This is a genomic window from Pseudomonas sp. HMSC065H01 (assembly GCF_001815235.1).
In the GTDB taxonomy this organism is placed as follows: Bacteria; Pseudomonadota; Gammaproteobacteria; order Pseudomonadales; family Pseudomonadaceae; genus Pseudomonas; species Pseudomonas aeruginosa.
Genome location: NZ_KV819932.1, coordinates 82908 through 106832, shown reverse-complemented (window position 1 = coordinate 106832; position 23925 = coordinate 82908). Strand labels below are relative to the sequence as shown.

Annotated in this window: 22 protein-coding genes; 9 read left to right on the top strand and 13 right to left on the bottom strand. The window is 66.3% G+C overall.

The window, feature by feature from the left end; genetic code table 11:
* Nucleotides 1–8: 8 nt before the first annotated feature.
* The 3 genes from HMPREF3014_RS27910 to plsB all read right to left on the bottom strand — a co-directional run bounded on the left by HMPREF3014_RS27910 (nt 9) and on the right by plsB (nt 3872).
* Nucleotides 9–689 (bottom strand): DUF4197 domain-containing protein, encoded by a 681-nt coding sequence (locus tag HMPREF3014_RS27910; RefSeq protein WP_003098644.1) that lies wholly within the window; start codon nt 687–689, stop codon nt 9–11.
* 136 nt (nt 690–825) lie between these two features.
* Complete coding sequence (locus HMPREF3014_RS27905; protein WP_003098642.1) at nt 826–1224, bottom strand: YbaY family lipoprotein; 399 nt, start codon at nt 1222–1224, stop codon at nt 826–828.
* 143 nt (nt 1225–1367) lie between these two features.
* The gene (gene plsB, locus HMPREF3014_RS27900) at nt 1368–3872 is read right to left on the bottom strand and encodes a glycerol-3-phosphate 1-O-acyltransferase PlsB (protein WP_003113856.1); all 2505 of its coding nucleotides are present in this window, start codon (nt 3870–3872) and stop codon (nt 1368–1370) included.
* Between the two features lie 283 nt (nt 3873–4155).
* On the opposite strand from plsB, the gene HMPREF3014_RS27895 reads away from it, so the two are divergent.
* Genes HMPREF3014_RS27895 through HMPREF3014_RS27880 form a run of 4 tightly spaced genes read left to right on the top strand, consistent with a single transcriptional unit; the run spans nt 4156 to nt 8652 of the window.
* Nucleotides 4156–5079, top strand: a complete 924-nt coding sequence (locus HMPREF3014_RS27895; protein ID WP_034016738.1) for an ABC transporter ATP-binding protein — start codon at nt 4156–4158, stop codon at nt 5077–5079.
* Nucleotides 5076–5810, top strand: coding sequence for an ABC transporter permease (locus HMPREF3014_RS27890; RefSeq protein ID WP_023087097.1), 735 nt, complete (start codon nt 5076–5078; stop codon nt 5808–5810). Before HMPREF3014_RS27895 ends, HMPREF3014_RS27890 begins: the two co-directional genes overlap by 4 nt.
* Nucleotides 5811–5820: 10 nt before the next feature.
* Nucleotides 5821–7668 carry a GldG family protein gene (locus tag HMPREF3014_RS27885; protein WP_023087098.1) on the top strand — a complete coding sequence of 616 codons (1848 nt, stop codon included), beginning with the start codon at nt 5821–5823 and terminating at the stop codon, nt 7666–7668.
* Between the two features lie 3 nt (nt 7669–7671).
* Nucleotides 7672–8652, top strand: coding sequence for a DUF4340 domain-containing protein (locus HMPREF3014_RS27880; protein WP_003092443.1), 981 nt, complete (start codon nt 7672–7674; stop codon nt 8650–8652).
* 6 nt (nt 8653–8658) lie between these two features.
* Here HMPREF3014_RS27880 and HMPREF3014_RS27875 read toward each other — a convergent pair whose 3' ends face one another.
* From HMPREF3014_RS27875 to HMPREF3014_RS27855, 5 genes are all read right to left on the bottom strand, one after another.
* A complete protein-coding gene (locus tag HMPREF3014_RS27875; protein WP_003092439.1) occupies nt 8659–9081 on the bottom strand; it encodes a SufE family protein in 423 nt (140 codons plus the stop codon).
* A complete protein-coding gene (locus tag HMPREF3014_RS27870; RefSeq protein WP_003098634.1) occupies nt 9078–10283 on the bottom strand; it encodes a cysteine desulfurase in 1206 nt (401 codons plus the stop codon). The genes HMPREF3014_RS27875 and HMPREF3014_RS27870 overlap by 4 nt, the downstream gene beginning before the upstream one ends.
* A gap of 94 nt (nt 10284–10377) precedes the next feature.
* The gene (gene dapD, locus HMPREF3014_RS27865) at nt 10378–11412 is read right to left on the bottom strand and encodes a 2,3,4,5-tetrahydropyridine-2,6-dicarboxylate N-succinyltransferase (protein WP_003092431.1); all 1035 of its coding nucleotides are present in this window, start codon (nt 11410–11412) and stop codon (nt 10378–10380) included.
* A gap of 29 nt (nt 11413–11441) precedes the next feature.
* Nucleotides 11442–12065: a LysE family translocator gene (locus HMPREF3014_RS27860; protein ID WP_003119342.1), complete on the bottom strand. Its 624-nt coding sequence runs from the start codon at nt 12063–12065 to the stop codon at nt 11442–11444.
* 12 nt (nt 12066–12077) lie between these two features.
* Nucleotides 12078–12425: an ArsC family reductase gene (locus HMPREF3014_RS27855; protein WP_003098619.1), complete on the bottom strand. Its 348-nt coding sequence runs from the start codon at nt 12423–12425 to the stop codon at nt 12078–12080.
* Nucleotides 12426–12727: 302 nt separating this feature from the next.
* Between HMPREF3014_RS27855 and HMPREF3014_RS27850 the strand changes: the two genes are divergently transcribed.
* Entirely contained in the window at nt 12728–13081 is a 354-nt protein-coding gene (locus HMPREF3014_RS27850; protein ID WP_003092421.1) for a YkgJ family cysteine cluster protein, read from the top strand.
* A 14-nt stretch (nt 13082–13095) separates the two neighbouring features.
* Here HMPREF3014_RS27850 and HMPREF3014_RS27845 read toward each other — a convergent pair whose 3' ends face one another.
* Together HMPREF3014_RS27845 and HMPREF3014_RS27840 are read right to left on the bottom strand one after the other, a co-directional pair.
* The gene (locus tag HMPREF3014_RS27845; protein WP_003098613.1) at nt 13096–13389 is read right to left on the bottom strand and encodes a hypothetical protein; all 294 of its coding nucleotides are present in this window, start codon (nt 13387–13389) and stop codon (nt 13096–13098) included.
* 321 nt (nt 13390–13710) lie between these two features.
* Nucleotides 13711–14070 (bottom strand): hypothetical protein, encoded by a 360-nt coding sequence (locus tag HMPREF3014_RS27840; protein WP_016263170.1) that lies wholly within the window; start codon nt 14068–14070, stop codon nt 13711–13713.
* A 237-nt stretch (nt 14071–14307) separates the two neighbouring features.
* Between HMPREF3014_RS27840 and HMPREF3014_RS27835 the strand changes: the two genes are divergently transcribed.
* Nucleotides 14308–16053 (top strand): Na+/H+ antiporter, encoded by a 1746-nt coding sequence (locus HMPREF3014_RS27835; protein ID WP_003109341.1) that lies wholly within the window; start codon nt 14308–14310, stop codon nt 16051–16053.
* Between the two features lie 49 nt (nt 16054–16102).
* On the opposite strand, the gene dapC is transcribed toward HMPREF3014_RS27835, so the two are convergent.
* The 3 genes from dapC to map form a co-directional block, all read right to left on the bottom strand.
* Complete coding sequence (dapC, locus tag HMPREF3014_RS27830) at nt 16103–17311, bottom strand: succinyldiaminopimelate transaminase (protein ID WP_016263171.1); 1209 nt, start codon at nt 17309–17311, stop codon at nt 16103–16105.
* A gap of 17 nt (nt 17312–17328) precedes the next feature.
* Nucleotides 17329–20031: a [protein-PII] uridylyltransferase gene (locus HMPREF3014_RS27825; protein WP_023087099.1), complete on the bottom strand. Its 2703-nt coding sequence runs from the start codon at nt 20029–20031 to the stop codon at nt 17329–17331.
* Nucleotides 20032–20197: 166 nt separating this feature from the next.
* The gene (gene map, locus HMPREF3014_RS27820) at nt 20198–20983 is read right to left on the bottom strand and encodes a type I methionyl aminopeptidase (protein WP_003092395.1); all 786 of its coding nucleotides are present in this window, start codon (nt 20981–20983) and stop codon (nt 20198–20200) included.
* A 264-nt stretch (nt 20984–21247) separates the two neighbouring features.
* Between map and rpsB the strand changes: the two genes are divergently transcribed.
* The 3 genes from rpsB (at nt 21248) to pyrH (ending at nt 23924) form a co-directional block, all read left to right on the top strand.
* The gene (gene rpsB / locus HMPREF3014_RS27815) at nt 21248–21988 is read left to right on the top strand and encodes a 30S ribosomal protein S2 (RefSeq protein WP_003092394.1); all 741 of its coding nucleotides are present in this window, start codon (nt 21248–21250) and stop codon (nt 21986–21988) included.
* 130 nt (nt 21989–22118) lie between these two features.
* The gene (gene tsf, locus HMPREF3014_RS27810) at nt 22119–22988 is read left to right on the top strand and encodes a translation elongation factor Ts (protein ID WP_012613724.1); all 870 of its coding nucleotides are present in this window, start codon (nt 22119–22121) and stop codon (nt 22986–22988) included.
* 198 nt (nt 22989–23186) lie between these two features.
* Nucleotides 23187–23924, top strand: coding sequence for a UMP kinase (gene pyrH, locus HMPREF3014_RS27805; protein ID WP_003092391.1), 738 nt, complete (start codon nt 23187–23189; stop codon nt 23922–23924).
* Nucleotide 23925 lies beyond the last annotated feature (1 nt).

The window sequence follows — 23925 nt, the reverse complement described above, 5'->3', positions numbered from 1 at the left end:
CCGTCGGCTCACCTGGCCGCGCCGAAGACCTTCTTGGCCAGGCCGGTGGCGGCAGCCGCCGGGTTCTGGCGGATGCTCTTCTCCTGCCTGGCGATCATCTCGAAGAGCCCGTCGAGGGCCTGCTCGGTGACATAGCCCTCGACGTTGGCGCTCTTCGCATCGACCACCCCAAGGGTCGCCGCCTGGCTGGCGAAGGCGTTGTACTGCTTGACCAGGCCGACCTCGTCGGTGGCCTGCTTGACGATCGGCAGGAACTTCGCGCGCAGCTGTTCGCGGCTGGACTTGTCCAGGTATTCGGTGGCGGCGTCGTCACCGCCCTTGAGGATGCCCTTGGCGTCGGCCACGGTCATCTTCTTCACCGCCTCCACCAGCAGGCCCTGGGCCTGCGGCACGGCAGCCTCGGCGGCGCGGTTCATGCTCGCCTCGAGCTGGTCGACCTGGGCGCCCATGCCGAACTGCTTCATCAGCTTCGCCGCCTTGCCCAGCTTGCCGGGCAGTTCGATGCGCACGTCCGGGTTGTTGTTGAAGCCGCCCGGCTGGCCAAGCTGGCGGACGGCGATCTGCGCGCCCTGGGTCAGGGCGTCCTTCAGGCCGCTGGAGGCGTCGTTCTGCGACAGGTCGGCGAGGGACAGGGCGAGGGCGTTGGCCGAGAGCAGCAGGCCGGCGCAGAGGGCAGTGAGTCGGAACATGACAGCGTCCTTGATGTGGAACGTACGGGGTATCCGGCCGCTCGTCGTGAGGTGGATCGGCAACCGGTAGCGAATAGGAGGTGGAGTGTACTGGAGGGAACCGCCGGTTCGCACCGGCGGCATGCCGCGGTGTGCTTCAGCGCGCCGATTCGACCTGCACGCGATAGGGCTGCGGGTCGCTGCCGTCGAGTTTCACCGAGTGGCGGGTGGTGTTGATGAACAGCAACTGGCCGTTCAGCTCGATGCGCGCGCTCACCGCATAGCTGTGGCCCGGCTTGACCTGCTTCGGGTCGTACTCCAGGTGGAACGCCAGCGGCACCTGGCTGGTGATCTCGCGGGTCTGGCTGGCCAACTGCACCGAGGGGGCGTCGGCCAGGGACACGTCTTCCAGGCTCACGCTCAGGCGCGCCGAGGGCGGCAGGGCGATACGCTCGCGGTAGAAGACCTCACCATCGAAGCTGGCGTTCGAAGTCGATTGCTGGGTACCGCAGCCGGCGAGAATGCTGGCGGCGAGCAGCAATGGCAGTTTTTTCATGGGAGCCTCCTTTCAGACGGAACAAAAAAACGAGCGGGCCTCTGACCCGGGAAACCAGCATAGGTTGCCGGGCCGGAACAGGGAAAGGTCGCAGGATATTTCAGCGGAGCGACGCCCGTCCCTCGCGGGGCGGGCGCCGGGCTTCAGTTGGCGGCCGCGTCGTTGCTTTCGGCGGCGGCTTCCTCGGCGGGGCGCTCCAGCGCCACCTGGCGGATCGACAGACGGATCTCCGCCGGCAGCACGCGCTTGGCGGCGCCTTCGGCCAGTTCGCCGAGCAGTTCGTGGTAGCTCAGCTTGCCGGCCTCGTCCTTGCGCAGCACGCGCAGGTCGAGAAGGGTCTGGATGAAGTGGCGGAACAGGCTCTTGTCGAAGAACTCCGGGGCGTTCAGGCCATGCAGGATCGACAGGCGTTGGGCCATCACGGTGCAGAGGTTCTCCAGTTCCTCGGCGGTCAGGGCGTTCTGCCCGGCGTTGAGCAGCAGGGCGATGGCCATGTAGAAGCGCTGCAGGGTCTGGGTTACCGAACGAGCGAGGAGGATCAGCAGCACGTATTGCCGCGAGCTTGGCGCCGGGCGGATGAAGGTGTCGTTCTCCTGGCGCAGCAGGTCCTGTTCCACCAGGGCCGCCAGCCACTGGTCGATCACCGCGTCGAGTTCGTCCAGGCTCCAGCGGATGAACAGTTCCGCCTGCAGGTAGGGATAGAGCGCGCGGGCGAAGCGCAGCAACTGTTCGCGGCTGATCCGCGAGTTGCTCTGGAAGAAGCTGGCGATCAGCGCCGGCAGGGCGAAGACGTGGAGGACGTTGTTGCGGTAGTAGGTCGCCAGCACCGCGTTCTGTTCGTCGAGATAGAGGATGCGGCCCAGCGCGTCCTTCTGCTCGGCCAGCAGGTTCATGCTCTTCACGTATTCGATCAGGGCCTGGCCGTCGCCGTCCGGCAGGGTCGCGCTGGGCGAGTAGGGCACCTTGCGCAGCAACGCCAGGTAGAGGTCGAGGATTCGCGCCAGGGCGCTTTCGTCGAGGGCCTGGCGGCTGGTGGAGAGCAGCGCCAGGGCGACCAGGTTGACCGGGTTGATCGCCGCCGCGTCGTTGAGGTGGCGGGCGACGTCCTTGGCCAGCAGGTTGGTGGTCTGCGGCAGCCAGTCGGGGCGGTATTCCGGGCCGAGGTCCTGGTCCTGCCAGTCGGGCTGGTGGCGGTCGAGGAACTGGTCGAGATGGATCGGCTCGCCGAAGTTCACCCAGACCTGGCCAAAACGCTGCTTCAGGGCGCCGACCACCTTGAACAGGTCGAATATCGACTCCTTCTTCTTGGTCGCGCCGCGCAGTTCGCCGAGGTAGGTGCGGCCTTCCAGCACGCGCTCGTAGCCGATGTAGACCGGCACGAAGACGATCGGCCGGCGCGAGTCACGGAGGAAGCTGCGCAGGGTGATGGCGAGCATGCCGGTGCGTGGGTGGAGCATGCGCCCGGTGCGCGAACGGCCGCCCTCGACGAAGTACTCGGTGGAGAAGCCGCGGGAGAACAGGGTGTGCAGGTACTCGTTGAACACCGCAGTGTAGAGCTGGTTGCCCTTGAAGCTGCGGCGCATGAAGAAGGCCCCGCCGCGGCGCAGGATCGAGCCGATCACCGGCATGTTCAGGTTGATCCCGGCGGCGATGTGCGGCGGGGTCAGGCCGTTGCGGAACAGCAGGTAGGAGAGCAGCAGGTAGTCGATGTGGCTGCGGTGGCAGGGCACGTAGACGATCTCGTTGCCCTGGGCCACGTCCTGCACCCGCTCGATGTGGTTGACCTTGACACCTTCGTACAGCTTGTTCCAGAACCAACTGAGGATGACTTCGAGGAAGCGGATCACCGGATAGGAGAAGTCCGAGGCGATTTCATTGGCGTAGCGCAGTGCGATGCCTTCGGCCTTTTCCTGGGATATCCGTTCGCTCTCGCATTCCTCGCTGATCGCCTGGCGTACCAGCGGCGCGCGCAGCAGGCCTTTGACCAGGTTGCGGCGGTGCGACAGGTCGGGACCGATCACCGCGGTCTTCAGGTTGCGGAAGTGCACCCGGAGGATACGGTTGACCATGCGCAGCGTGCGTTCGTGGCCCTTGCCCTGTTCCACCAGCTCGCGCAGGTGGATCGGCGCGGAGAACTGCACGCGGGTCTTGCGTCCGAGGATCAGGATACGCGCCAGCTTGCGCAGGCGCCCGGTGACCGCCCAGTTGTCGGCGAACAGCAGCTTCCAGGGGCTCGATTCGCTGTCCGGCGATTGTCCCCAGAACACGCTGACCGGAATGATCTGCGCGTCGTCGAGACCGTTCTGGCCGACCGCGGCGAGCATGCGCACCAGGGTCGGCGAGGCGCCGCGCTTATCCTGGCGGCCGAGCCAGTCGGGTTCGGGCGTCAGGTAGAAGAACGCCGCCGGCTCGATGGCGTCGCCTACCGCTACCGGCATCACCGGACGCGGCAGCCCGGCCTTGCGGCATTCGGTATCCACTACCGCGAGATCGCTGACCGAAGGCTGTTGCAGCACGTAGAGCACCGGCTTGCTGCGGTCGATCTTCAGGGTGAAGGCCGATTGGTTGATGGTTTCCGAGCGTACCCAGAGGTACAGCAGGCGGCGCAGGGCGCCAAAACCAAAGCGGCGGAAAGGGTAGCGGGGCATACGGTGTCTACTGGCAGTTGATCGGGACCCGGCGTGACGGGCGCGGCTAGTTTGCCGCAATCCCCGGAGGGCCGCAAAAGAACGCAACGCGTCCTACGGCGAACGGCGGCGAACAGGTTGCGAATGTAGAACCTTCGGCAGGCGTTCGGGTTCTGTCACGTTTTGCCAAGGTTCTCCCGATGCCCCGTATTGCCAGGCGGCGGGGCGCTTCGGCTATAGTCCCTGCGCGTTTTTCGCGGCCCTGGCCGGACATGGCGGCGGCCGCCGGAACAGGTAGGGGACCATGATCGAAACAAGAAACCTCGGCAAACGCTTCGGCTCGCGGGTGGCGGTGGACGACCTGTCCTTCCAGGTGGAGACGGGGGAGGTACTGGGCTTCCTCGGTCCGAACGGCGCCGGCAAGTCCACCACCATGAAGATGCTCACCGGCTTCCTGGCGCCCAGCGCCGGCACCGCGAGCATCTTCGGCTTCGACATCCGCAACCGCACGCTGCAGGCGCAGCGGCTGATCGGCTACCTCCCGGAAGGTTCGCCCTGCTACGCGGAAATGACCGTGCAGGGCTTCCTCGATTTCATCGCCGAGATCCGTGGCTACCGTGGTGCCGGCAAGCGCGAGCGGGTCGCCCGGGCACTGGGGCTGCTGGAACTGGACGAGGTGCGCCGGCAGACCATCGAAACCCTCTCCAAGGGCTTCCGCCGGCGTGTCGGCCTGGCCCAGGCGATCCTCCACGAACCGCGGGCGCTGGTGCTCGACGAGCCCACCGACGGGCTCGATCCGAACCAGAAGCACCAGGTCCGCGAACTGATCCGCGGCCTCGCGCAGGAGCGCATCGTGATCATCTCCACCCATATCCTCGAGGAAGTCTCGGCGCTGTGCAGCCGCGCCCTGGTGATCGGCGGCGGGCGGCTGCTGGCGGACAGCACGCCGCTGGAGCTGGCCAGCCGCTCGCGCTACCACCAGGCGGTGACGCTCTACAGCGACGAGCCCCTGGATGCCGTGGCGCTGGCGGTGCTGCCGGGCGTGGCGGGCATCGAGGAGAACCCCGCCGAAGGCAGCCTGACCGTCCTGGCGCAGCCGGGCGCGGTGATCTTCCCCCAGGTCAGCGGGCTGGTCGCCGAGCGCGGCTGTCGGATCCGCGAACTGGACGTGGAGCGCGGCCGGCTCGACGAGGTATTCCGCAACCTGACCCGGGGGACGGAGGCATGAAGCAACTGCCGGTGATCTTCAAGCGCGAGCTGGCGAGTTATTTCGCCACGCCGCTGGCCTATGTGTTCATCGTGATCTTCCTGGTCCTGGCGGGTGTGTTCACCTTCTACCTGGGCAACTTCTACGAACGCAACCAGGCCGACCTGGCCTCCTTCTTCGCCTTCCATCCCTGGCTCTACCTGTTCCTGGTTCCCGCGCTGGCCATGCGCCTTTGGGCGGAGGAGCGCAAGTCCGGCTCGATCGAGCTGCTGATGACCCTGCCGCTGACCCGCTTCGAAGCCGTGGCCGGCAAGTTCCTGGCCGCCTGGGCGTTCGCCGGAATCGCGCTGCTGCTGACCTTCCCCATGGTGCTCACGGTGAACTACCTGGGCGAGCCGGACAACGGTGCGATTCTCGCCGGCTACCTGGGCAGTTGGCTGCTGGCCGGCGGCTACCTGGCCATCGGTTCGTGCATGTCGGCCCTGGCGAAGAACCAGGTGATCGCTTTCATCCTCGCCGTGGCCGCCTGCTTCCTGTTCATGCTCAGCGGCGTTCCGCTGGTGCTCGATGCGTTCAGCCAGTGGGCGCCGCAGTGGTTGCTCGATGCGGTGGCCTCGCTGAGCCTGCTGACCCGCTTCGATGCCGTCAGCAAGGGCGTCATCGACCTGCGCGACCTGCTGTATTTCGTCAGCCTGATCGTCGCCTGGCTGGCCGCCACGGCGGTGGCGGTCGAGCTGAAGAAAGCCGAATGAGGGGGAGTCGATGAAACGCGTGTTGTCCTCTGGCGCCGGGCTGTTGCTGATCGCGCTGGCGTTCCTGGCCTTCAACATGGTCTCCGGCCTGCTGTTCAGCGGCGCGCGGCTCGACCTGACCGAGCAGAAGCTCTACACCATCAGCCCCGGCACCAAGCGGATCCTGGCCGGCCTCGACGAGCCGATCAACCTGTACTTCTTCTATTCGGATAGCGGTGCCCGGGAACTGGTGCCGCTGCGCAACTACGCCAGGCGCGTCGAGGAACTGCTGCGCGCCTACGAGCGCGAGGCGAATGGCAGGATTCGCCTGCAGGTGATCGATCCCGAGCCGTTCTCCGAGAACGAGGACAAGGCCGCCGAGTTCGGCCTGCAAGGAATTCCCCTGCAGCAGGGCGGCGACAACCTGTACTTCGGCCTGGCCGGCAGCAACGCCCTGGACGGAGTCCAGGTCATACCCTTCTTCCCGCTCGATCAGGAGGAGTTCCTCGAATACGACATCAGTCGCCTGGTGCAGACCCTGGCCCAGCCGCAGCGGCCGGTGGTCGGCCTGATGTCGTCGCTGCCGCTCAATGGCGGCTTCGACATGGCCAGCCGGCAGCCGACCTCGCCGTGGATGGTCATGGAGGAAATCCGCCAGCAATTCGACCTGCGCAGCCTCAAGAGCGATGCCACGGAAATCCCGCCGGAGGTCTCGGTGCTGCTGCTGGTGCATCCCAAGCAGTTACCCGAGCAGACGCTATACGCCATCGACCAGTTCGTCCTGCGCGGGGGCAAGCTGCTGGCGTTCGTCGACCCCTTCAGCGAGGCCGACAGCGGCAGCGATTTCGCCGCTACGCTGGATGGCGACAAGTCGTCCGACCTCGCGCCGCTGTTCGAGGCCTGGGGGCTGCGGCTGCTGCCGGGCAAGGTGCTCGGCGACGGCGCCTATGCGATGTCCATCAGTCTTGGCCGGGACCAGCGTCCGGCCCGGCATCCGGCCTGGCTCAGCTTGCCGCGCGAGGCGCTGGACCAGGACGACATCGCCACTGCCGGCCTGGAAAGCCTGACCCTGGCGACGCCCGGTATCCTCGAAAGGCTCCCCGGAGCGAGCACCAGCTTCACCCCTTTGCTGCAAAGCTCGACCCAGGCGATGCCATTCGACGCCTCGCGCTTCGGCCTGCTGCGCGACCCCGGCGATCTGATGCGCGAGCTGCGCCCGAGCGGCCGACGGCATACTCTCGCCGCCCGTATCCAGGGGCCGGCGAAGAGTGCCTTCGCGGAGGGCATTGAGGGGCATCGGGAAGGCCTGAAGGAGGCGCGCAACATCAATGTCATCGTCGTGGCCGATACCGACCTGCTCAGCGATCGCATGTGGGTCCAGGTGCAGGACTTCTTCGGCCAGCGCGTGCCGCAGCCCTGGGCCGACAACGGCGCACTGGTGGTCAACGCGCTGGACAACCTGTCGGGCACCGACGCGCTGATCAGCGTGCGCTCCCGCGGCCGGTTCAGCCGGCCGTTCGTGGTGGTCGAGCGCCTGCAGCGCGAGGCCGAGACGAGCTTCCGGCAGAAGGAGGAGCAGCTCAAGCAGCGCCTCGCCGATACCGAGCAGCAACTCGCCGCCCTCCAGCAGGGTGCCGACCCGGAGAAGGCCGTCGAACTGACGCCCGATCAGCAGGCCACGGTGCGCCAGTACATGCAGGAGAAGCTGCGCATCCGCAAGGAGCTGCGCGAGGTGCAGTACCAGTTGAACGCCGATATCGACGCACTGGGCCGCACCCTGAAGCTGGTCAATATCGCCCTGGTTCCCTCGTTGCTCACGGTCGGCGTGCTGCTCGGCTGGCTCTGGCGGCGCCGGCGCATGGCCCGGGGAGGGCATTGACGCATGCGGCGCAATACGCTGATCGTCCTGCTGGCGCTGGTGGCGGCGCTGGCCGGAACCTTCGCCTGGCTGCAGCGCGAGCGCGCAGCCGAGGTACCTGCCTTGCCGGCGGCAGAGCGCTGGCTGCCGGAACTGGACAGCGCGACGCTGAGTGGCCTGCACATGCAGTTTGCCGACGGTTCGCCGGATATCCGGGTCGAGCGGCGTGCGGGCGCGTGGGTCCTGCCGGCCAAGGCCGACTATCCGGCCGACCGGCTACGCTTGTCGGCGCTGCTCGAGGCGTTGGCAGAGGCGCGCAAGGTCGAGGCGAAGAGCGCCAACCCGAAGAACCACGCGCTGCTTGGCCTGGCGGAGCGTGGCGAGGGGCAGGCGCTACGCCTGAGCCTGCATTGGCAGTCCGGCGAGCCTCTGGTGCTGCTGGTGGGCAAGGATGCGCAGCATGGCGGTAGCTTCGTACGACGACTGGGCGACCCGCAGGCCTGGCTGATCGACAAGCGCCTGCCGTTGCCGAACAACGAGCTGGAGTGGCTCGACCGGCGGATCGCCACGCTGCCCTTCGCCCGGGTGCGCGAACTGCAACTGCGCTATCCGAAGGGCGAGCGCCTGGATCTCTATCGCGACGACGCCGGGCAGCCGAACCTGCAGGTTCGGCAATTGCCCACAGGGCGCAAGCTGGCCTATGAGGCAGCGGCCAACGGCGCGGCGACGCTGTTCGCCGACCTGCGTTTCGCCGATGTAGCGCCGCTGGCGCAGGTGGGATTCAGACAGGCGCCATTGCTCCTGGCGTTCAGCCTGCGGACGTTTTCCGGCGCGCGCCTGGATGGCGAGATTCGGCGCCAGGGCGAGCAATACTGGTTGTTGCCGAAGAGCGTCGAGGGCTTCGCCGAGGGCGAGGTCGCCGCCCATCCTGACTGGGCCTATCGGATCGAAGAGGATCGCTACCGCGCCCTGGCCCGGCACCTGCCGGAGCTGCTGGCGCGCTGAGCGGGCTCAGCCGGCGGTCTGGCCGGCCAGTTCGCGCATGCGTTGCAGCACGGCGTTCAGGCCGTTGCTGCGCGAGGGCGACAGTTGGCGGGAAAGACCCAGGCAGGTGAACCAGTCGTTGAGGTCCAGGCGCGCCAGTTCGCGGGTCTCGATGCCGTCGACCCGTGCCAGCAGCACCGCCAGCAGGCCGCGGATCAGGCGCGCGTCGCTGTCGGCACGGAAGCGCCAGTGGCCGTCGCGCTGCTCGCCGAGCAGCCAGACCAGGCTTTCGCAACCGTGCACGCGATGCTCTTCCTGGCGTTCGTGTTCCGCGAGCGGCGCCAGGCGCTCGCCCCATTGCAGCAGCAGACGCGCACGCTGTTCCCAACTGGCGGTGTGACCGAAGGCGTCCAGTGCCTCCTGGGCCTGTTCGGGGAGAACCGGGTTCATCGCAGCAACTCCAGTGAGCGGTCGAGGGCCAGGAAGAAGCGCTCCAGGTCGTCGGCATCGTTGTACAAGCCCAGCGAGACACGCAGGGCGCCGGGTACCTCGAGGCGTTGCAGCAGCGGCATCGCGCAATGGTGGCCGGCGCGCACCGCGATGCCCTGTTCGCCGAGCAGGTGGGCGAGATCGGCGACGTGCACGCCGTCGACGCAGAAGCTGGCCAGCGCCGCCTGTGGTTCGCCGAGCAGGCTGACGCCGTCGCGCGCCAGCAGGCCGGCGAGCAGGCGGGCGTGGAGGGCGCCTTCGTGGGCGGCGACTTCGGCTTCGTCCAGGGTGGCCAGCCAGTCGATGGTCGCGCCTAGGCCGATCGCCGCGGAAACCGCCGGGGTGCCCGCCTCGAAGCCGAGCGGAGCGGCATGGAAGCTGGCTTCGTGGAAGCCGGTGTGGCGTACCATCTCGCCGCCGAACTGCCAGTGCGCCAGTTGCTCCAGGGCCTGTGGGCGACCCCAGAGCACGCCGATGCCGTCGGGGCCGTAGAGCTTGTGGCCGGAGAATGCGTAGAAGTCGCAGCCCAGGCCCGGCAGGTCGTGGCGTCCGTGGACGCTGCCCTGGGCGCCGTCGACCAGGGTCCAGGCACCGCGCTCGCGGGCCAGCTGGATCAACTCCACCACCGGTTGCCAGGTGCCGAGAACGTTGGACAACTGGCTGATCGCCAGCAGGCGGGTACGCTCGCCGATGATATGGCGGGCCTGCTCCAGGTCGATCACCCCGCGCTCGTCCAGCGGCAACACGCGCAGGACCAGGCCGCGGCGCAGGGCCAACTGCTGCCAGGGAAGCAGGTTGGCATGGTGTTCCAGGGCACTGACCAGCAGTTCGTCGCCAGGCCGGAAATGCCGCTCCAGGCCATAGGCCACCAGGTTGATCGCCTCTGTGGTGCCGCGGGTGAACAGTACCTCGGCCGGGTTGCCGGCGTGCAGCCAGTGGGCGACGCGGCTGCGCGCGGCCTCGAAGGCCCGGGTGGCACGCTCGCCGGGGACATGTTGGGCGCGGTGGACGTTGGCGGCGCCGCCGAGGTAGTAGCCGTTCAGGGCGTCGAGTACGGCCTGTGGCTTCTGGGCGGTGGCGGCGCTGTCGAGGTAGGTCAGGCCTTCCGCGGCGAAGGCGGAAAAGGCCGGAAAGTCGGCGCGCCAGGGAGACGGCAGGGACATGGCGGACACTGTGCGAGGACGGTTACAGGGGAAAGGGTAGCGCACCCGGCGGCGCTGGCGAGCACCGTCGGGCGAGCGGGGAGGCGAGCTGGGCTCAGTTGTGCGCGTGCAGCGCTTCGTTCAGCTCGATGGCGGTCTTGTTGGTCTTGCACTCCACCGCACCGTTCTGCGAGTTGCGGCGGAACAGCAGGTCGGGCTGACCGGCCAGGTCGCGGGCCTTGACCACTTTCACCAGGGCGTTCTGCTCGTCGAGCAGGGCGACCTTGGTGCCGGCGGTGATGTACAGGCCGGCCTCGACGATGTTGCGATCGCCCAGCGGGATGCCGATGCCGGCGTTGGCGCCGATCAGGCAGCCTTCGCCGACGCTGATGACGATGTTGCCGCCACCGGAAAGGGTGCCCATGGTCGAGCAGCCGCCGCCCAGGTCCGACCCCTTGCCGACGAACACGCCGGCGGATACGCGGCCTTCGATCATGCCCGGGCCTTCGGTGCCGGCGTTGAAGTTGACGAAACCTTCGTGCATCACCGTGGTGCCTTCACCGATGTAGGCGCCCAGGCGCACGCGGGCGGTGTCGGCGATGCGTACGCCGGCCGGGACCACGTAGTCGGTCATCTTCGGGAACTTGTCGACGGAGAAGACTTCCAGCAGCTTGCCCTTCAGTCGCGCTTCCAGTTGCAGTTCGGCCAGTTCGGCCAGGTCCACCGCGCCGATGTTGGTCCAGGCCACGTTCGGCAGGAGCGGGAAGATGCCGCTCAGGTTCACAGCGTGCGGCTTGACCAGGCGGTGGGAGAGCAGGTGCAGCTTGAGGTAGGCCTCCGGGGTGGAGGACGGCGCGGCGTCTTCCGCCAACAGGGTGGCGACCAGCGGCTTCTGGCTTTCCGCCAGGCGCGAGAGCAGGGCCGACTGAGCGGCGTCGATACCCTTCAGGGCGTCGGCCAACTGGTAGGCCTGCTGCGAAGTGAAGGTCAGCGCCTGGTTGCCGGCTGCGTAGCCAAGGATCGGTGCGACGGCGGCGACGATTTCGCTCGAAGGCTTGAGCAGCGGCAGCGCGTAGAACACTTCCAGCCAGGCTTCCTGGCGGTTCTGGGTGCCGACGCCGAAGGCCAGGCTGAACAGGGATTGCGACATGTGGGTTTCCTCGAAACGGAGTGGAACGGTCAGGCCGGACGGCGGCTGAGCAGCAGGCCCAGTCCCGCGCTGCCGAGCAGCGCGGCGCAACCGCGGTTGAACAGACGCCGGGCCCGCTGGCCGGCGAGCAGCCGGCCGAGGTGGAGCCCGGCATAGGAATAAAGAGCGATGGCCAGCCATTCGAGCAGCAGGAATGCCGCTCCGAGCTGGGCGAACTGGGCGCCCAGCGGTTGGCCGGGATCGACGAACTGCGGCAGGAAGGCGGTGAAAATCAGGATCGCCTTCGGGTTGCCCGCCGCCACCAGGAACTCCTGGCGCCCCAGGCGCCAGAGGCTGGGACGCGCCGGGCTGGCTTCGTTCACCAGTGGCTGCGCATCGGTCCGCCACAATTGCACCGCAAGCCACAACAGGTAGGCAGCGCCGAGCACCTTGATCGCCAGGAACAGCCAGGCCGAGGTGTGCAGCACCAGCGCCAGCCCGGAGGCGGCCAGGGCGAGCATGCCGGCGAATGCCAGCAGGCGCCCGCCGCCGGCCAGCGAGGCGGTGGCGAAACCGTGCCGGGCGGCGTTGTTCAGCGACAGCAGGTTGTTCGGCCCCGGCGCCAGGTTGAGGGCGAAGCAGGCGGGTACGAACAGGGCCCAGGCGACACTCATGCGGCCTCCCGCTCAGGCCAGGGCGGCGGCGTAGGCGTCGGGCTTGAAGCCGACCAGCGTCCTGCCGCCCAGCTCCAGCACCGGGCGCTTGATCATCGACGGCTGGGCCAGCATCAGCTCGATCGCCTTGGCTTCGTCGAGATCGGCCTTCTGCGCTTCGTCGAGCTTGCGGAAGGTGGTGCCGGCGCGGTTGAGGACGGTTTGCCAGCCGTGCTCCGCGCACCAGCGCCGCAGGTGTTCGCGGTCGATGCCGACGGCCTTGTAGTCGTGGAAGTCGTAGGCGACCTTGTGCTCGTCGAGCCAGGTCCGAGCCTTCTTCATGGTGTCGCAGGCTTTGATGCCGTAGAGAACGTAGGTCATTGCTTCTCCCGAGGCCCGGGTCTTCCCGGGCCCTGCCGATAGGTCGCCGAAAGGTGATCGCCGGATTATGCCACGTCGTTCCGCCCCTGTGCGGTCTCGGGGCTACCGCGCTCGGGAGCGGCGTGACGGCAGATAGCCGTGGACGGGCGGGTGGACAGGGAGCCGGGCTGTTTCCCTGGCCGGGAACGGAGAGAGCGCAGGTTGAACAGGTCGATTCGGCTCGCTGGAGAGCATCCTTACCGGTACTTTCGGAATGCTCCGGTCCGCGCTGTACAATCCTTCCCCCGCCGAGGAGATTTCCCATGAGTTGCATCGGTCGCCAGATAGACCAATTACGCCTGCAGATACCGGGCTTCGCCTGCAAGCCCGGCTGCCACGATTGCTGCGGGCCGGTTACCGCCTCGTCGGAAGAGATGGCCCGCCTGCCGCTGAAGAGCGAGGCCGAACACGACGCCGCCCTGGCCGAGTGGAACTGCGTCCATCTCGGACCGAACGGCTGCGAGGCCTATGAGGAACGTCCGCTGATCTGCCGGCTGTTCGGCACCACGCCGAACCTGCCCTGCCCGGAGGGGCGGGGGCCCGAAGTGCCGGTGGCGGAGCAGGTGGAGCGACAGGTGCATGCGCTGATCGCCAGCACTCGCCAGGTGCTGGTGTAGCGGCCTGCCCGCCGCTAGGTTTCCGCGGTCTCGGTGGCGCGGGACTGCAGGGCCGGTTCGAAGGCTGGTTCGGGCGGCGTTTCCTCTAGGGGCATCGGCTCGTCCGCAGAGAGTTTCTGGAGAACCGCGGCGATCCGCTCGATGCTCTCTTCGAGCTCGAGCACCCGGTTGACCATGTACAGGATCATCTCCGGCGAACTCAGGTGCGCCAGCCGCATGGTCGCCTGCAAGTCGTCGTGGCGGTTGTCCCGGTCGGCCATCAGTGTTTCCGCCAGGCTCTTCAGCAACAGCATCTCGGCGCGCCTCATGGGCCGCTGCTCCGCGATTCCGCGGTAGGGGAAAAAGCTCGTTCCATCTCGCGACCTACCCGAAACGACTACATCCAAAGGTGTAATTCTACATTGCCATCACTTCGATCGTCGGACAATAGCCGCGTTCCAGACGCCTTGCACAGGTGACGAACGGGACTCGAAGCGGCCTGGTCTGCATGGCCGGGTGATGGGCGAGTTCCTTGATGCGGGGCGGCGGCTGTTTGGCGCAGGACAAAAAAAGCCCCGCCGGGTAGGCGAGGCTCAGGGGGAGAACAGCGTGCGGGGGCTCGCTGTCCGGGATGAATCGTCGTGGTGCGCTTAGCCGCAGGGCTGCTGCGGACCGCCGGTCATGCTCTCGACGCTGTCCAGCACGGCATGGCCCTTGCCGACCTTCTGCACGTCGTCGACGTCGCGCAGGATGCTGCCGCCGTCGCTCATCTGGTTGCGGGTCTTGATCAGGTTGGTGGTGATGTCCAGCAGGCTGCGACCGGTAGCGATCAGGTCATTGGTGGCGCTGGGGGTGCAAGGGGTGTTGGCGGAGGCGACCTGGGCCTGGCCGGGTTGCCCGGGCTGGGTGGTGCGGTAGCCCTGGGTCAGTGCGTTCTGCTGGAGGCAGCCGGAGGTGGCGGCGAACATCGAGGCGAGCAGCAGTGCGGAAGTAAGTCCCTTGCTTGTCATGGCGGCATTCCTTTGTCTGAGTGGGCGCTGCACCCCGTACTCCTTCGGGGCGTCGTCCTGGCCGACGCTACGGCGGGCCTGGACTGAAGGGGAGTGTAGGAGCGTCTCGCACCGCTATGAAATAGCTCGGATGTACTAGTGCGGGAACCTTGGCCGGGCGCCCCGGTCGTCGCCGCGGAGGGGGCGGACGCGCGGGGTAGAGCGGCGGGGCTAGGAAAGACCGTACGGATTGTGCGAATGTCGGATAGCTGCCTACCGATCGCGATGGTGCAATCGGCGCAGTCGCATCGTCCAGGGACGAAGCCGGAGATCCCCGCCCTCATGCAAACCGTGTACACCGTTCTGACCCTGCTGCTGGTCGTCGGCGCCACCCGCCTGGCTGCCCAGTTGCTGCCCTTGCCGCTACCGCTGATCCAGATCGCCGCCGGGGCCCTGCTGGCCTTGCCGTCCCTCGGGCTGCACATTGCCCTCGACCCGGAGCTGTTCCTCTTCCTGTTCATTCCGCCGCTGCTGTTCGTCGATGGCTGGCGTATTCCCAAGCGGGAAGTCTGGCGGATGCGCTGGCCGATCCTGATGATGGCGTTCGGCCTGGTGTTCTTCACCGTGGTCGGCGCCGGCTATTTCATCCATCTGCTGATCCCGGAAATTCCCCTGGCGGCTTCCTTCGCCCTCGCCGCCGTGCTGTCGCCCACGGACGCCCTGGCGGTCTCGGCGATCACCCAGGGGCGGCTGCCCAAGCGCCTGATGCACCTGCTGGAGGGCGAGGCGCTGATGAACGATGCCTCTGGCCTGGTGGCATTCAAGTTCGCCATCGCCGCGGCGATGACCGGCGTGTTCTCGCTGGTGGACGCCAGCCTCAACTTCCTCCTGGTCGCGGTCGGCGGCCTGGCCATCGGGGTGTTCCTCAGCTGGTCGCTGGGCCGCATCCGCGCCTGGATGATCTCCCGTGGCTGGGACGACCCGGCGACCCACGTGGTACTGATGCTGTTGCTGCCGTTCGCCTCCTACATGGTGGCGGAACACCTGGGCGTCTCCGGGATTCTCTCGGCGGTGGCGGCCGGCATGATGCAGAGCTGGGTCGACCTGCTGCCGCGGCAGACTTCCACGCGCCTGCTCAACCGCAGCGTCTGGTCGATGCTGGAGTTCGCCTTCAACGGCGTGGTGTTCCTGCTGCTCGGCCTGCAGTTGCCGGACATCATGAAGTCGGTGGCCAACCACCACGGCGACCTGCTCTGGCGTTCCTCGCTGCTGCTGGCCTACGTGGCGGCGATCACCGCCGTGCTGATGCTGATCCGCTACGGCTGGGTCTATGGCTACTGGAAGCTGTCGCTGCGCATCGATCGCTGGCGCGGCAAAAGCCCGCCCGGGCTGAGCGGCATCTCCCTGCGCCGTCTCTCCGCCCTCAGTGCATTGAGCGGCGTGCGTGGTGCGGTGACCCTGGCGGCGGTGCTGTCGGTACCGATGAGCCTGATGGATGGCAGCGCCTTCCCGCAGCGCGACCTGATCATCTTCATCGCCACCAGCGTGATCCTGATTTCCCTGATCGGCGCGACCATCGGCCTGCCGCTGCTGCTGCGCGGGCTGCCGGCGAGCAACAATGGCGCCCACGAGCGCGAGCGGCGCGAGGCCTGGCGCAAGACCGCGGAGGCGGCGATCCGGGCCCTGGAGAGCGAGGAACTGCCGCAGGTGGAAGGCAACGATGCGGCGAATACTTCGCGGGTCGCCGAGGCGCGTGCGCAGATCATGGCCGAATACCGCCAGTCGCTGGATACCGCACCGACCACCGATGAGGCCCGCGACCAGGCCCAAGCCCTGGAGATCGCCGACAAGGCCTTGCGCCTGAAGGCGTTGCGCGCGCAGCGCCTGGAACTGTACCGGCAGCGGCGTAACAACGAGATCGACGACGAGACCCTGGGCGACATCCTGCGCGAGCTGGACCAGCAGGAAAGCTGGCTGACCAATCGCTTCGCCCGCTGGGTGTGAACGAAAAGGGATCGCCGCGGCGATCCCTTTTCGTTTCTCCGCGCAGGCTTTAGCGCGCCCGCAGGTAGTCGCGGATGCGCTCGGCGGCTTCGACGCACTCGGCCAGTGATGCCACCAGGGCCATGCGCACGCGGTTGGCGCCGGGGTTCTCGCCGTCCACCTCGCGCGACAGGTAGGAACCCGGCACCACCGTCACGTGCTGCTGCTCGAACAGTTCGCGGGTGAATACGGTGTCGTCCACCGGGGTACGTGCCCACAGGTAGAAACTGCCGTCCGGGCGCTGTACGTCGAGCACGCCGTCGAGGATCGCCAGCACGGCGTCGAATTTCTCGCGGTAGAGGCTGCGGTTGGCGCGCACATGGACCTCGTCGTTCCAGGCGGCGATGCTCGCCAACTGGGTCTGCACCGGCATGGCGCAGCCGTGGTAGGTGCGGTAGAGGAGGAATTTCTTCAGGATCTCCGCGTCGCCGGCGACGAAGCCCGAGCGCAGGCCGGGCAGGTTGGAGCGCTTGGACAGGCTGTGGAACACCACGCAGCGGCTGAAGTCCGTGCGGCCCAGCTCGGCGCAAGCGTTGAGCAGGCCGGGCGGCGGGGCGTTTTCGTCGAAGTAGAGTTCGCTGTAGCACTCGTCGGCGGCGATCACGAAGTCGTAGCGGTCGGCCAGGGCGATCAGCTTCTTCAGGGTCTCCAGCGGTACCAGGGCCCCGGTGGGGTTGCCTGGCGAGCAGAGGAAGAGAATCTGGCAGCGCTGCCAGGTCGCCTCGTCGACCGCGTCGAAGTCGGGGTTGAAGCCGTTTTCCTCGCGGCAGGGCAGGTAGTGCGGCACGGCTCCGGCGAGCAGCGCCGCGCCTTCGTAGATCTGGTAGAACGGGTTCGGGCTGACCACCAGGCCGGGCGCCTCGCCGGGCTCGCTGCGGCGGACCACGGTCTGGGTGAAGGCGAACAGCGCCTCGCGGGTACCGTTCACCGGCAGTACGTGGCGCGCCGCATCCAGCCAGCCGGCCGGCACCGAGAAGCGCCGCTCGCACCAGCGCGCGATGGCTTCGCGCAGGGCTGGCAGGCCGAGGGTGGTCGGGTAGACCGCGAGTTGGTCCAGGTTCTCCGCCAGGGTTTCGGCGACGAAGCTCGGCGAGCGGTGCTTGGGCTCGCCGATGGACAGTGCGATCGGCTTCAGCGTCGCGGGCGGCCGGGCGCCGCCGAGCAGGGCGCGGAGCTTCTCGAAGGGGTAGGGTTGGAGGTTGTCGAGTGCGGTATTCATGGCGTTGGCAAGGCTTCTCAGAAGTTTATCCGGGTAGGCAGGGTGTCCCGTCCGTTGTCTTGTGACAGCTGCTCGACCAGGGCGGCCTGCAGGCGTTTGCACAGGTCGGGGTCGGCGAGTGGCTGGTTGCGCGCATCGGTGATGTAGAAGACGTCCTCCACGCGCTCGCCGAGGGTGGCGATCTTGGCGTTCTGCACCGACAGGTCGAAATCCAGGAAGATGCCGCCGATCCGCGCCAGCAGGCCGGGGCGGTCGGGGGCGATGACTTCGAGCACCGAGACCTGGCGCAGCGCGTCGGTGGAGATGGTCACCTGCGGGGCGAAGGCGAAGTGCTTGAGCTGGCGCGGCACCCGGCGCTGGATGATGGTCGGGTAGTCGTCGGGGTTCTTCAATGCGTCGATAAGCCCCTCGCGGATCTCGGCGATGCGCTCCGGGTTGTTGCCGATGGAGTCGCCGTCGGCGTCGAGCACGATATAGGTATCGAGGGTGAACTGGCTGGTGGAGGTGATGATCCGCGCGTCCTGGATGCTCAGGTTGAGCTGGTCCATGGCGGCCACGGTGACCGCGAAGAAATCGTGCTGGTCGGCGGCGTAGATGAAGATCTGCGAACCGCTCTCGAACTCGCGCTGGGTGGTTTCCTTGATCAGCACCAGCGGCGTGCCGTCGTCCGGGTGCTGGAGGATCGCCTCGGTGTGCCAGGCCACGTCGCCGGCGGTGTGGCGCAGGAAGTAGTCGTCGCCGAGCTGGCTCCATAACTGCTCGGCATCGTCCTGGTCGATGCCGTTGCGTACCAGTTGGTCGAGGGCCGCGGTCTGCGTCTGGCGGATCTGCTCCTCGCGGTCCACCGGGTTCTCCAGGCCGCGGCGCAGGGCGCGCTTGGTCTCGGTGTAGAGCTGCCGGAGCAGGCTGGCGCGCCAGGAGTTCCAGAGCGTCGGGTTGGTGGCGTTGATGTCGGCCACGGTGAGCACGTACAGGTAGTCGAGGTGGGTCTGGTCGCCGACCAGTTGGGCGAAATCGAAGATCACCTGCGGGTCGGAGAGGTCCTTGCGTTGCGCGGTGGTCGACATCACCAGGTGGTTCTGCACCAGCCAGGACACCAGTTGGGTGTCCCAGAGCGGCAACTGGTGGCTCTGGCAGAAGGCCTCGGCGTCCACCGCGCCGAGTTCCGAGTGGTCGCCGCCACGGCCCTTGGCGATGTCATGGTAGAGACCGGCGATGTAGATCAGTTCCGGCTTGGGCAGACGATCGATGATCTTGCTCGCCAGCGGATATTTCTCGGCCATCTCCGGCCGATTCAGCTTGCGCAGGTGCTTGATCAGGTTGAGGGTGTGGGCGTCCACCGTATAGATATGGAACAGGTCGTGCTGCATCTGCCCGATGATATGGCCGAACTCCGGCAGGTAGCGGCCGAGGATGCCGTAGCGGTTCATCCGCCGCAGGTTGCGGTGGATACCCTGGCTGCTCTTGAACAGCTCGATGAACAGGCTGGTGTTGCGGATGTCGTGGCGGAACTCGTCGTCGATCAGGTGTCGGCTGTCGCGCAGCAGGCGAATGGTGTCGGCGCGCACGCCCTTGATTTCCGGGTGCTGGGCCATCAGCACGAAGATTTCCAGGAGGGCGAACGGGGTGCGCTTGAAGACGTTCGGGTGCGTCACCTCGATGTAGCCGTCGCGCAACTGGAAGCGACTGTTCAGCGGTTGGATCTGCACCGGCTGCTCGCAGGGCAGGATGACTTCCTCGAAGTGCTGGATGATCAGGTCGTTCAGCTCGGAGATCGCCATCACCACCCGGTAGTACTTCTGCATGAAGCGTTCGACCGCCAGCTTGACGTCGTTGTCTTCGTAGCCGAACAGACGGGCGATGCTGCGCTGGTGATCGAACAGCAGGCGATCCTCGGCGCGCCCGGCGAGCATGTGCAGGGCATAGCGGACCCGCCAGAGGAACTCCTGGCTGGAAGCCAGCATGCTGCACTCGCTTTCCACCAGGAAGCCTTCGCGCACCAGGGCGTGCAGGTTGAGGCTGCCGAACTGGCGGCGGGCCATCCAGAGGATGGTCTGGATGTCGCGCAGGCCGCCGGGGGAGCCCTTGACGTTGGGCTCGAGGTTGTACTCGGTGTCGTTGTACTTGGCGTGGCGGCGCTGCTGTTCGTGGCGTTTGGCCAGGAAGAACTCCTTGCTCGGCCACATGTGCGCGCTGCCGGTAACCCGCAGCATGCGCTGGCGCAGGCTGTCAGGGCCGCAGATGGTGCGGCATTCCATGAGGGTGGTGATCACCGTCAGGTCGGCGCGTGCTTCCTCCGCGCACTGCTGCACCGAGCGCACGCTCTGGCCGACTTCCAGGCCGATGTCCCAGAGCAGGGTGAGGAAGCCTTCGATCGGCTCGCGGAAGCTCTCCTGGTCCTCGCTGTCGAGGAGGATCAGCAGGTCGACGTCGGAGTAGGGGTGGAGTTCGCCGCGGCCGTAGCCGCCCACGGCGACCAGGGCGATGTCGGCGTCGTCTCCCCAGTCGAAGCGCTGCCAGGCCTGTTGCAGGATCTGGTCGACGCACCAGGCGCGATCTTCGATCAGGCGGCGGATGTTGCGGCCGCTGTTGAAGCGGTTGTCGAGCACTTCGCGGAATTGCCGGATGGCCTTCTTGAAGGCGGCGATCGGGCTGGACTTCAAGGCCAGTTCCGCCTGGAACTGCCCGCGATCGAACAATTCGGGATCCACCTGCGGCATGCGGCCTTCCTTTATCTGCTAGCGGTTGGGTTCGATACGCGAGCGCCCCGTCTTGGTGCGTTTTTGCGCTGTATTGGTGCGCGCGTTGCGCCGAATCGGGGCGTCGGCCCCGCCGGAATGGGGCGGGGCGTCGAGGCGCACGGCTGGCAGCAAAAGCCGGGCCGGATCAGGCTGCCGAGGTGCGCGGGAAGGTTTCGTCGTTGCGCAGGGTGAGGATCTCGTAGCCATCGGCGGTGACCAGCACGGTGTGCTCCCATTGCGCGGACAGCTTGCGGTCCTTGGTGATCGCGGTCCAGCCGTCGCCGAGCAGGCGGGTCTCCGGGCGGCCCTGGTTGATCATCGGCTCGATGGTGAAGATCATGCCTTCCTTCAGCTCGATGCCGGTACCCGCACGACCGTAGTGGAGGACCTGCGGCTCCTCGTGGAACACCTTGCCGATGCCATGGCCGCAGTATTCGCGGACCACCGAGAAGCCGTTCTTTTCCGCGTGCTTCTGGATGATTTCGCCGATATCGCCCAGGTGCGCGCCCGGACGCACCACGGAAATGCCCTTGTACATGCATTCCTGGGTGATCTGGCAGAGGCGGTCGGCCCATTCCGGGGTCTTGCCGACCAGGAACATCTTGCTGGTGTCGCCGTGGTAGCCGTCCTTGATGACGGTGATGTCGACGTTGAGGATGTCGCCTTCCTTCAGCGGCTTCTCGTTGGGGATGCCATGGCAGACCACATGGTTGATCGAGGTGCAGATCGACTTGGGAAAGCCCTTGTAGTTCAGCGGGGCGGGAATCGCCTTCTGCTCGTTGACGATATAGTCGTGGCAGATGCGATCCAGCTCCTCGGTGGTCACGCCGGGCTTGATGTGTTCGCCGATCATTTCCAGCACTTCGGCGGCCAGGCGGCCGGCGATGCGCATCTTCTCGATATCGTCGGGCGTCTTGATGGTGACGGTCATGCGAATTCTCTTCGGGCGTGCAAGCACGCATGAATAATAAGGAATACGCGATTCTAGCAGACCTGACCGACCGATCTACTCCCGCCCGGCCATCCGCGGCGGGTTTCACTGCGTCCACGGTTATGGTATAAAGCGCCCCGCTCCGAGGCTGCGGCCTTTTCCGGAGCACAAACCCACACATGCATCGACACGATGGCCTGGGTGCCCGCAAGGGTTGGTCATTGGGATGCGTGGAGGCCTAACCCGACTTATCGAGGAACTATCATGTCCCAAGTCAACATGCGCGATATGCTGAAGGCCGGTGTGCACTTCGGCCACCAGACCCGTTACTGGAACCCGAAAATGGGCAAGTTCATTTTCGGCGCGCGCAACAAGATCCATATCATCAACCTCGAAAAGACCCTGCCGATGTTCAACGAGGCCCTGACCTTCGTTGAGCGCCTGGCCGCTGGCAAGAACAAGATCCTGTTCGTCGGCACCAAGCGTTCCGCCGGCAAGATCGTTCGCGAGGAAGCCGCTCGTTGCGGCATGCCGTACGTCGACCATCGCTGGCTGGGCGGCATGCTCACCAACTACAAGACCATCCGTCAGTCGATCAAGCGCCTGCGCGACCTGGAAACCCAGTCCCAGGACGGCACCTTCGACAAGCTGACCAAGAAAGAAGCCCTGATGCGCAGCCGTGACCTCGAGAAGCTCGAGCGCAGCCTGGGCGGCATCAAGGACATGGGCGGCCTGCCGGACGCTCTGTTCGTGATCGACGTCGACCACGAGCGCATCGCCATCACCGAAGCCAACAAGCTGGGCATCCCGGTCATCGGCGTTGTCGATACCAACAGCAGCCCGGAAGGCGTCGACTATGTAATTCCCGGTAACGATGATGCCATCCGCGCCGTGCAACTCTACCTGAACTCGATGGCCGAAGCGGTAATCCGCGGCAAGCAGGGCGCTGCCACCAGCGCCGACGAGTTCGTCGAGGAAGCGCCGGCCGAATCCGCCGAAGGCTGATTCCGGGGCGTTCAGACGTCCGACGGTGCGCAGGAAGGGGGCTAGGCCCCCTTTTTGCCACCTTTGAGTTTCTGTCCGGCAGGCCGGGCACAAAGGTTTTTTGAGAGCTACCACTCAAGAGGATTTCGAAATGGCAGAAATTACTGCAGCCATGGTTAAAGAACTGCGCGAGCGTACCGGCTTGGGCATGATGGAGTGCAAGAAGGCGCTGACCGCCGCTGGCGGTGACATCGAGAAGGCCATCGACGACATGCGCGCTGCCGGTGCGATCAAGGCTGCCAAGAAGGCCGGCAACATTGCCGCCGAAGGCTCGATCGCCGTCAAGATCGCTGCCGACAACAAGGCCGCCGTGATCATCGAAGTCAACTCCCAGACCGACTTCCTGGCCCTCCAGGACGACTTCAAGGGCTTCGTCGCCGAGAGCCTGGAAAAGGCCTTCAACGAGAAGCTGACCGACGCCGCTCCGCTGGTCGAAGCACGTGAGGAAGCTCGTCTGGCCCTGGTCGCCAAGACCGGCGAGAACGTCAACATCCGCCGCCTGACCCGCGTCGAGGGCGACGTGGTCGGCGCCTACCTGCACGGCCACCGCATCGGTGTCGTGGTCAACCTGAAAGGCGGCAACCCGGAACTGGCCAAGGACATCGCCATGCATGTCGCCGCCAGCAACCCGCAGTTCCTGAACGCTTCGGAAGTTTCCGAAGAAGCGATCGCGAAAGAGAAGGAAATCTTCCTGGCGCTGAACGCCGACAAGATCGCCGGCAAGCCGGAGAACATCGTCGAGAACATGGTCAAGGGTCGCATCAGCAAGTTCCTCGCCGAAGCGAGCCTGGTCGAGCAGCCTTTCGTGAAGAACCCGGAAGTGAAGGTCGGCGACCTGGCCAAGCAGGCCGGCGCCGAAATCGTTTCCTTCGTTCGTTACGAAGTGGGCGAAGGCATCGAGAAGGCCGAAGTGGACTTCGCTGCCGAAGTTGCCGCTCAAGTAGCCGCCACCAAGCAGTAACAAAGACGGTTTCGACTGTCGCCCCGGAAGAGGCTGCCCGCTGATGCGTGCGGCCTCTTCGTCAAATGGGGAAGCGTTCGGGGCAGCTTCCGCGTTGCCGGCCCGCTCGGCGGGCTCGCACGCAACGCAGGCGCAAAGTCGTCTCCGCCCACGACGGCCCGGCCGTCACGTATTTTTATCGCCGCAGGAGAAAAGGTCATGGCTCAGCAACTGAGCGCTCGTCAACCTCGCTATAAACGCATTCTTCTAAAGTTGAGCGGCGAAGCCCTGATGGGCTCGGAGGAGTTCGGCATCGATCCCAAGGTGCTGGACCGCATGGCGCTGGAAATCGGCCAGTTGGTCGGGATCGGCGTGCAGGTCGGCCTGGTCATCGGCGGCGGCAACCTGTTCCGCGGCGCGGCCCTGTCCGCGGCCGGCATGGACCGGGTGACCGGCGACCACATGGGGATGCTGGCCACCGTGATGAACGGCCTGGCGATGCGCGATGCGCTGGAGCGCTCGAACATCCCCGCGCTGGTGATGTCGGCGATCTCCATGGTCGGTGTGACCGACCACTACGACCGCCGCAAGGCCATGCGCCACCTCGGCGGTGGCGAGGTGGTGATCTTCTCCGCCGGTACCGGCAACCCGTTCTTCACCACCGACTCGGCGGCTTGCCTGCGCGCCATCGAGATCGACGCCGACGTGGTCCTTAAGGCTACCAAGGTCGATGGCGTGTACACTGCCGACCCGTTCAAGGACCCGAATGCCGAGAAGTTCGAGCGCCTGACCTATGATGAAGTGCTCGACCGCAAGCTCGGCGTGATGGACCTGACCGCCATCTGCCTGTGCCGTGACCAGAACATGCCGCTGCGGGTGTTCAACATGAACAAGCCGGGCGCATTGCTGAATATTGTTGTTGGTGGTGCCGAAGGCACCCTGATCGAGGAGGGTTGAG

What these genes read in the sequence shown, in the direction of transcription:
- map (WP_003092395.1), bottom strand. Translation starts at nt 20,983, where the DNA reads ATGACCGTCACCATCAAGACGCCCGACGATATCGAGAAGATGCGCATC.
- plsB (WP_003113856.1), bottom strand. Translation starts at nt 3,872, where the DNA reads ATGCCCCGCTACCCTTTCCGCCGCTTTGGTTTTGGCGCCCTGCGCCGC.
- HMPREF3014_RS27845 (WP_003098613.1), bottom strand. Translation starts at nt 13,389, where the DNA reads ATGAGGCGCGCCGAGATGCTGTTGCTGAAGAGCCTGGCGGAAACACTG.
- dapC (WP_016263171.1), bottom strand. Translation starts at nt 17,311, where the DNA reads ATGAATACCGCACTCGACAACCTCCAACCCTACCCCTTCGAGAAGCTC.
- HMPREF3014_RS27870 (WP_003098634.1), bottom strand. Translation starts at nt 10,283, where the DNA reads ATGTCCCTGCCGTCTCCCTGGCGCGCCGACTTTCCGGCCTTTTCCGCC.
- HMPREF3014_RS27850 (WP_003092421.1), top strand. Translation starts at nt 12,728, where the DNA reads ATGAGTTGCATCGGTCGCCAGATAGACCAATTACGCCTGCAGATACCG.
- HMPREF3014_RS27885 (WP_023087098.1), top strand. Translation starts at nt 5,821, where the DNA reads ATGAAACGCGTGTTGTCCTCTGGCGCCGGGCTGTTGCTGATCGCGCTG.
- HMPREF3014_RS27825 (WP_023087099.1), bottom strand. Translation starts at nt 20,031, where the DNA reads ATGCCGCAGGTGGATCCCGAATTGTTCGATCGCGGGCAGTTCCAGGCG.
- HMPREF3014_RS27860 (WP_003119342.1), bottom strand. Translation starts at nt 12,065, where the DNA reads ATGAGTGTCGCCTGGGCCCTGTTCGTACCCGCCTGCTTCGCCCTCAAC.
- pyrH (WP_003092391.1), top strand. Translation starts at nt 23,187, where the DNA reads ATGGCTCAGCAACTGAGCGCTCGTCAACCTCGCTATAAACGCATTCTT.
- HMPREF3014_RS27890 (WP_023087097.1), top strand. Translation starts at nt 5,076, where the DNA reads ATGAAGCAACTGCCGGTGATCTTCAAGCGCGAGCTGGCGAGTTATTTC.
- rpsB (WP_003092394.1), top strand. Translation starts at nt 21,248, where the DNA reads ATGTCCCAAGTCAACATGCGCGATATGCTGAAGGCCGGTGTGCACTTC.
- HMPREF3014_RS27840 (WP_016263170.1), bottom strand. Translation starts at nt 14,070, where the DNA reads ATGACAAGCAAGGGACTTACTTCCGCACTGCTGCTCGCCTCGATGTTC.
- HMPREF3014_RS27835 (WP_003109341.1), top strand. Translation starts at nt 14,308, where the DNA reads ATGTCGGATAGCTGCCTACCGATCGCGATGGTGCAATCGGCGCAGTCG.
- HMPREF3014_RS27895 (WP_034016738.1), top strand. Translation starts at nt 4,156, where the DNA reads ATGATCGAAACAAGAAACCTCGGCAAACGCTTCGGCTCGCGGGTGGCG.
- HMPREF3014_RS27875 (WP_003092439.1), bottom strand. Translation starts at nt 9,081, where the DNA reads ATGAACCCGGTTCTCCCCGAACAGGCCCAGGAGGCACTGGACGCCTTC.
- dapD (WP_003092431.1), bottom strand. Translation starts at nt 11,412, where the DNA reads ATGTCGCAATCCCTGTTCAGCCTGGCCTTCGGCGTCGGCACCCAGAAC.
- HMPREF3014_RS27910 (WP_003098644.1), bottom strand. Translation starts at nt 689, where the DNA reads ATGTTCCGACTCACTGCCCTCTGCGCCGGCCTGCTGCTCTCGGCCAAC.
- HMPREF3014_RS27855 (WP_003098619.1), bottom strand. Translation starts at nt 12,425, where the DNA reads ATGACCTACGTTCTCTACGGCATCAAAGCCTGCGACACCATGAAGAAG.
- tsf (WP_012613724.1), top strand. Translation starts at nt 22,119, where the DNA reads ATGGCAGAAATTACTGCAGCCATGGTTAAAGAACTGCGCGAGCGTACC.
- HMPREF3014_RS27880 (WP_003092443.1), top strand. Translation starts at nt 7,672, where the DNA reads ATGCGGCGCAATACGCTGATCGTCCTGCTGGCGCTGGTGGCGGCGCTG.
- HMPREF3014_RS27905 (WP_003098642.1), bottom strand. Translation starts at nt 1,224, where the DNA reads ATGAAAAAACTGCCATTGCTGCTCGCCGCCAGCATTCTCGCCGGCTGC.